This window comes from Demequina sp., assembly GCF_016278775.1.
Classification (GTDB): domain Bacteria; phylum Actinomycetota; class Actinomycetes; order Actinomycetales; family Demequinaceae; genus Demequina.
Map to the genome: position 1 here is coordinate 1 of NZ_JADQBF010000102.1, position 5,294 is coordinate 5,294.

Here is a 5,294-nt window from a genome sequence, read left to right on the forward strand (position 1 = left end):
CGACAGAGCGCACTGGCTGGAAACCACCGGCGTCGCCATGGCGATGAAGGTCAGCCAACTCGCCGATGGCGCCTCACACGTCGCCGACTCCTTTGTGGGAGCCGAGACGCGTCTCGAGTCCGACGCACGGGCGGGATTTCTCGACCAATGAGGCAGTGGACTGAGGACGACCCTGCAGTGGGCACCCCGAGCGACATCCTGGGTTTCGCGGAAGCCTGCAACCGCATGGCCACGAATGGTCAAGAGGCCGCTACACGCCTACGCCAGGAGGCTGGCCTCGCGGGCGACCGCCACATCTCGTTCGCCGTGAGCGCGTGGTCGCTGCGAGCCCTCAACGACGCCGCCGCCATCGAGTCAGTGTCAGAGGAGGCTCATCGGTGGGCCGTCGCGGCGCGACGATACGCCGACATCCTCGCGGGCCTTCAAGGTCGAGTGCGCTACGCGCAGTCGGAGATTGATCGCACGCGGTACGTGCTCTCGCTTCTCGATCACCTCGAGCCGGAGGCAATGGCCGACCCCACCTTCGCGTGGAAGCGCCAGCACGCTATGGATCAGGCGCAAGAGGCCCTGGGGCTCATGCATCGCCTCGCGCAGGAGCGCCATGAGGCCGATTGGGAGTTCGTCGCGGCGCTGCAGTCGCGCGGCACCCGCGTCATCGCCGATGCCATCATGGCGGCGCTCGGCGTGGCGAGGGCGGCCGGACGCATGCAGCAGGATGCCTACGATGCGCTCACCGCCATGCTCGGCCTCTGGCGAGGACTCCTGACGGCCCTGTTTGGCGCGGACGCTTCCACGTCTCAGGGCCTGGGCATGGGTGAAGCGCCCGGGGATGGGGTCGCCGAGAAGGGTTTTGAGCTCTCTTTGTTCGGCGGATTGTTCGCGAGTTCCGCGTGGCTGCGTGCGCAAGCCCATGCCGACGCGGATGCGGACGCGGAGTTTTCTTACGAGGACGGCAACCTCGATGCGAGCGCGTACGCCAGGGCGGAAGCGATGGCGAGTGCGGGCCTGTATACGACGTCGGACATGTTCGACGGCTTCATCCACAATGAGTCTCAGATCGCCGCGAACGCCGAAGCCTCCGCGAACGCTTCCTTCGCTGCGACCTCGACGGTGGGTGAGGGCTCAAGCGCATCGTTCGATCTCAGCGCAAGGGCACGCGTAGATGTCGAAGCAACGTCGACCACGTCGTTCGCGAACGGGTACGCGTCAAGCACCGACTACGTCGCTGCATACGCTCAGGCGGGTGCCTGGGCTGTGGCCGACACCACCACGACGTTCAATCAGGTGAGTCAGCACGTGAGTTTCGGCGCTCAGGCCACGGCCGGCGTCGAGGCGAGGAAGGACGTCACCTTCGGTCCGTTGTCGTTCGGTGGTGGGGCATCGGTCGACGTTGGCGTGGGCGCGTCGTACGCGGGCGGGTGGGACCTCGGGTGGGAGCACGTCGGCGGCAATATCGATTTGGGATTTGCGCTCGGCGAGGGTGTCGGAGCCGATGTGTACGTCGACTTCAGCCCCAGGGAGGCCGTGGAGTCGATCGCCAGTTGGTTCGAATAGGGTGGCAGTGATCGAAGAGGTCGCTCGCAGAGCGCGATCCGTGACGAGATAGGTGGGGGTTTGTTCGTGGGTGCAGTGTCATATCCGAGTCCGGCGGTGCCGGCGTTACCTAGCGTGACGCTTGACGCTCCCGAGTCGTGGAGTGTTGAGTTCAGTTCACCATCCATCTTCTCCGTGGTGGATACGACGGGTCCTGAGGGTGCGTACCGGTCGAACGTCGTGGTGTCGGTCACCCGCGAGGCGACCGGCATGACGCTCGACGATGCGGCCAGAGCCATCGACGGTTATGTGGCACAGCGTCCCGCTTTTGTCGCCGTATCGGACGACCGTGTGGAGCGTGCGGGGAGCACGTGGCTACGGCGTGAGTATGACGTGCTCGGGCCCAGCGGGGCTCCCGACCTGCGCTTCGTGGTCTTGGCAACGATCGTCGAAAACGGCGTCTGCTCAGACCAGGTGCGCTTCACAGGTACCGCCCGCTCCGGGACTCCCGGTGCGGTCGAACTTCTCACTGCCGCGATTGACTCAGCAAAGGTGGTGCAGCTGTGACCGCGCGCGCGGGGAAGGTGCGGGTAGCCGTTGTTGGCGTCGCGAGCCTCACCCTCTTTGCCACGGGATGCCAATTCTCGGCTTCTACGGGGTACTACATCCAACCGGATGAGCTGGCCAGCCAGGTCGCCACAGAACTCGCCAAGTCGGTCGGTGCCGACGCTCCTCCCGATCTCAACTGTGGGACGGAGCGCATCCGCATTGAGGAAGGCCGCGTGGTCGACTGCATCCTGTCGGTCGTGGGAGACGCGGACCGCTACGCGGTCGTGGTGACGCTCGAAGACGTCGACGGCAAGGATTTCGTTTTTGATGCCAAGGTGGGGGCGGAACCTCTACCCCGCTAGGTATCGCGTGGGGCGCTCAGCGCCCGGCGTTCTGGCAACTAGGCTTGCCCCATGCTTCGCATGTCCACGCTCTTTGTCCGTACGCTCCGCGAAGACCCGGTCGACGCCGAGGTCGCCTCGCATCGGCTCCTGCTCCGGGCGGGCTACATTCGCCGCGCCGCCCCCGGCATCTACACGTGGCTCCCGTTGGGCCTCAAGGTGCTCGCCAAGGTCGAGGCGATCGTGCGTGAGGAGATGGATGCTGCTGGCGGCCAAGAGGTCCACTTCCCTGCGTTGTTGCCGCGCGAGCCCTACGAAGTCACCGGCCGCTGGACCGAGTACGGTCCCAACCTGTTCCGGCTGACGGACCGTAAGGGCGGCGACTACCTGCTCGCGCCCACGCACGAGGAGATGTTCACGCTCCTGGTGAAGGACCTGTACTCCTCGTACAAGGACCTCCCGCTGACGATTTACCAAGTCCAGAACAAGTACCGCGATGAGGCTCGGCCTCGTGCGGGTCTGCTGCGCGGCCGCGAGTTCATCATGAAGGACTCGTACAGCTTCGACATCGATGATGAGGGTCTCGAGCGGTCGTATCAGATCCAACGCGAGGCCTACATCCGGATCTTCGAGCGGTTGGGCCTTGAGTACGTCATCGTCCAGGCCCAGTCGGGCGCGATGGGCGGGTCCAAGTCTGAGGAGTTCCTGTCGCCCACTGAGGTGGGCGAGGACACCTACGTCCGCTCGCCGGGCGGCTACACGGCCAATGTCGAGGCGGTCACGACGCCGGCGCCGCCCGCGCTCGACATCGCCGACGCCCCTGCCGCGCACGTCGAAGACACTCCCGACACGCCCACCATCGCCACGCTCGTGGACCTGGCGAACGCGCGGCATCCCCGACCCGACAGGGAGTGGACGGCCGCTGACACCCTCAAGAACGTCGTCCTGGCCCTGACCTCGCCCGCTGGTGAGCGATCGCTACTGGTGGTCGGCGTTCCAGGCGACCGCGAAGCCGACATGACTCGCCTCGAGGCGGCCCTGGCTCCCGCGGTCGTGGAGCCCGCCAACGACGCGGACTTCGCGGCGCACCCTCACCTGGTCAAGGGCTACATCGGCCCTGGGGTCTTGGGACCGCAGGCCCGTGCTGCAGGCGTGAAGCGTGGCGACGATTCGGACACCGCAATCCCGTATCTCGTAGACCCGCGCATTGTTGAGGGTACCCGCTGGGTGACCGGCGCCGACGCCGAGGGGCGCCACGTCTTCGAGCTCACCATGGGCCGCGACTTTGTGGCCGACGGCACCGTTGAGGGTGCGGAGGTGCGCGCGGGGGACGAGGCTCCAGACGGCTCCGGCCCGCTCGAACTCGCGCGCGGGGTGGAGATCGGGCACATCTTCCAACTGGGCCGCAAGTATGCCGAGGCTCTCGACCTCAAAGTGCTTGACGTCAACGGCAAGCAGGTGACCGTCACGATGGGGTCCTATGGGATCGGCGTGACGCGCGCGGTAGCGGTACTCGCAGAGCACCACCATGACGAGCTTGGCCTCGCGTGGCCCATCCACGTGGCGCCGTATCACGTGCACGTGATGGCCACGGGCAAGGACGACGCCGTGTTCGCGGCGGCGGAGGAACTGGCGTCCGGCCTCGAAGCCGCGGGCGTCGAGGTGCTGTACGACGACCGGCCCAAGGTCTCGCCTGGAGTGAAGTTCAAGGACTCCGAACTGCTTGGCGCGCCGTACATCCTGGTCGTGGGCCGCGGTCTGGAAAGTGGGACCGTCGAGTTCAAGAACAGGGCCACGGGTGACTCGGCTGAGATTCCCGTTGCTGAGGCCGTGACGGCAGTGGCGACGGCAGTGCGCGAGTCTCTCGGCGGGTAGTCGGCGTCGTGACCGCCATCTGGGCCCACCGTGGCTCGCGTCTGCTCGCCCCTGAGAACACCATGGCGGCGTTTCTGCTCGCCGTTGCCGACGGTGCCGATGGCATCGAACTCGACGTGCACCTGACCGCCGACGGCCGTCTCGTGGTGCGACACGATCCGACGGTCACGCTTCCCGACGGCTCAACTGCGTTGATTCGCGACCTCACCCTGCGCGATCTCGACGGCGTGGATGTGGGGGACGACGCGTCGGGCGCCCTGCGCATCCCGGAACTGCGCGAGGTCTTTGACCTGCTCACACCCACAGCGATGACGCTTAACGTCGAGGTCAAGAACAGGCCCGTCCTCTACGGGGGCATCGAGGACGCGCTTGTCGCGGCCCACCGGGCGTCCGGCATGGGGGAGCGTCTCGCATACTCCTCGTTCAACCACGTCACGCTCGTGGCGCTGCGAGAGCGCGATCCATCGCTATCCATAGCACCGCTGTACGAGGAGGCGCTGGTCGATCCGTGGGTCTACGCGCGCCACATCGGCGCCGACGCGATGCATCCGTACTACGCGACGCTCGGCTTGCCCGGGATGATCGAGGGCTTCAAGGAAGCTGGCATAGCGGTGCGCGCGTGGACGGTCAATGACCCGGCCGAGTGGCGCGCACTGGTGCGCGCGGGCATCGACGCCATCATCACCGACGATCCTGCGGCCGCTATCGCTGTGCGAAACGAGAAAGAGGGGCGCTAGCCGGAGTGCCTTGCGCGGGGCGGCTTCCCCGTGATGAGCGCGTCTCAGGCGGCTTTGCGGGCGGAGTTCTCCCGTGTGTCGGTGGTGGAGACAGAGTTCTCCCCAGGAGGTTTGGCGGGCGCGTCGGCGCGCCCGTTGCCTGCGCCGACTTTGATTCCCGTTGCGGTGTTGCCGAGGGTGAGTGCCGCGAGTCCGCCGGGGCGTGGTTGTTGGAGGGGGTCGATGTCTCGGGGTGGGGTGAACCAGACTCGGTCACCCT

The 5,294-nt window shown here is 66.5% G+C and carries 6 protein-coding genes; 5 read left to right on the forward strand and 1 reads right to left on the reverse strand.

Annotated elements, in window-relative coordinates:
- Positions 1-147: 147 nt before the first annotated feature.
- The 5 genes from QZZ33_RS11395 to QZZ33_RS11415 all read left to right on the forward strand — a co-directional run bounded on the left by QZZ33_RS11395 (position 148) and on the right by QZZ33_RS11415 (position 5,035).
- Positions 148-1,554: a hypothetical protein gene (locus QZZ33_RS11395; protein WP_291380138.1), complete on the forward strand. Its 1,407-nt coding sequence runs from the start codon at positions 148-150 to the stop codon at positions 1,552-1,554.
- A 114-nt stretch (positions 1,555-1,668) separates the two neighbouring features.
- Positions 1,669-2,100, forward strand: coding sequence for a hypothetical protein (locus QZZ33_RS11400; RefSeq protein WP_291380139.1), 432 nt, complete (start codon positions 1,669-1,671; stop codon positions 2,098-2,100).
- On the forward strand, positions 2,097-2,444 hold the full coding sequence (locus QZZ33_RS11405; RefSeq protein ID WP_291380140.1) for a DUF4333 domain-containing protein: 348 nt from the start codon (positions 2,097-2,099) through the stop codon (positions 2,442-2,444). The genes QZZ33_RS11400 and QZZ33_RS11405 overlap by 4 nt, the downstream gene beginning before the upstream one ends.
- A 60-nt stretch (positions 2,445-2,504) precedes the next feature.
- Entirely contained in the window at positions 2,505-4,298 is a 1,794-nt protein-coding gene (locus QZZ33_RS11410; RefSeq protein WP_291380143.1) for a proline--tRNA ligase, read from the forward strand.
- Between the two features lie 8 nt (positions 4,299-4,306).
- Complete coding sequence (locus tag QZZ33_RS11415) at positions 4,307-5,035, forward strand: glycerophosphodiester phosphodiesterase family protein (RefSeq protein WP_291380141.1); 729 nt, start codon at positions 4,307-4,309, stop codon at positions 5,033-5,035.
- 44 nt (positions 5,036-5,079) lie between these two features.
- Here QZZ33_RS11415 and QZZ33_RS11420 read toward each other — a convergent pair.
- The coding region (locus tag QZZ33_RS11420; protein ID WP_291380142.1) for a hypothetical protein at positions 5,080-5,294 on the reverse strand (215 nt) is incomplete at its 5' end.

What these genes read in the sequence shown, in the direction of transcription:
- QZZ33_RS11395 (WP_291380138.1), top strand. Translation starts at nt 148, where the DNA reads ATGAGGCAGTGGACTGAGGACGACCCTGCAGTGGGCACCCCGAGCGAC.
- QZZ33_RS11410 (WP_291380143.1), top strand. Translation starts at nt 2,505, where the DNA reads ATGTCCACGCTCTTTGTCCGTACGCTCCGCGAAGACCCGGTCGACGCC.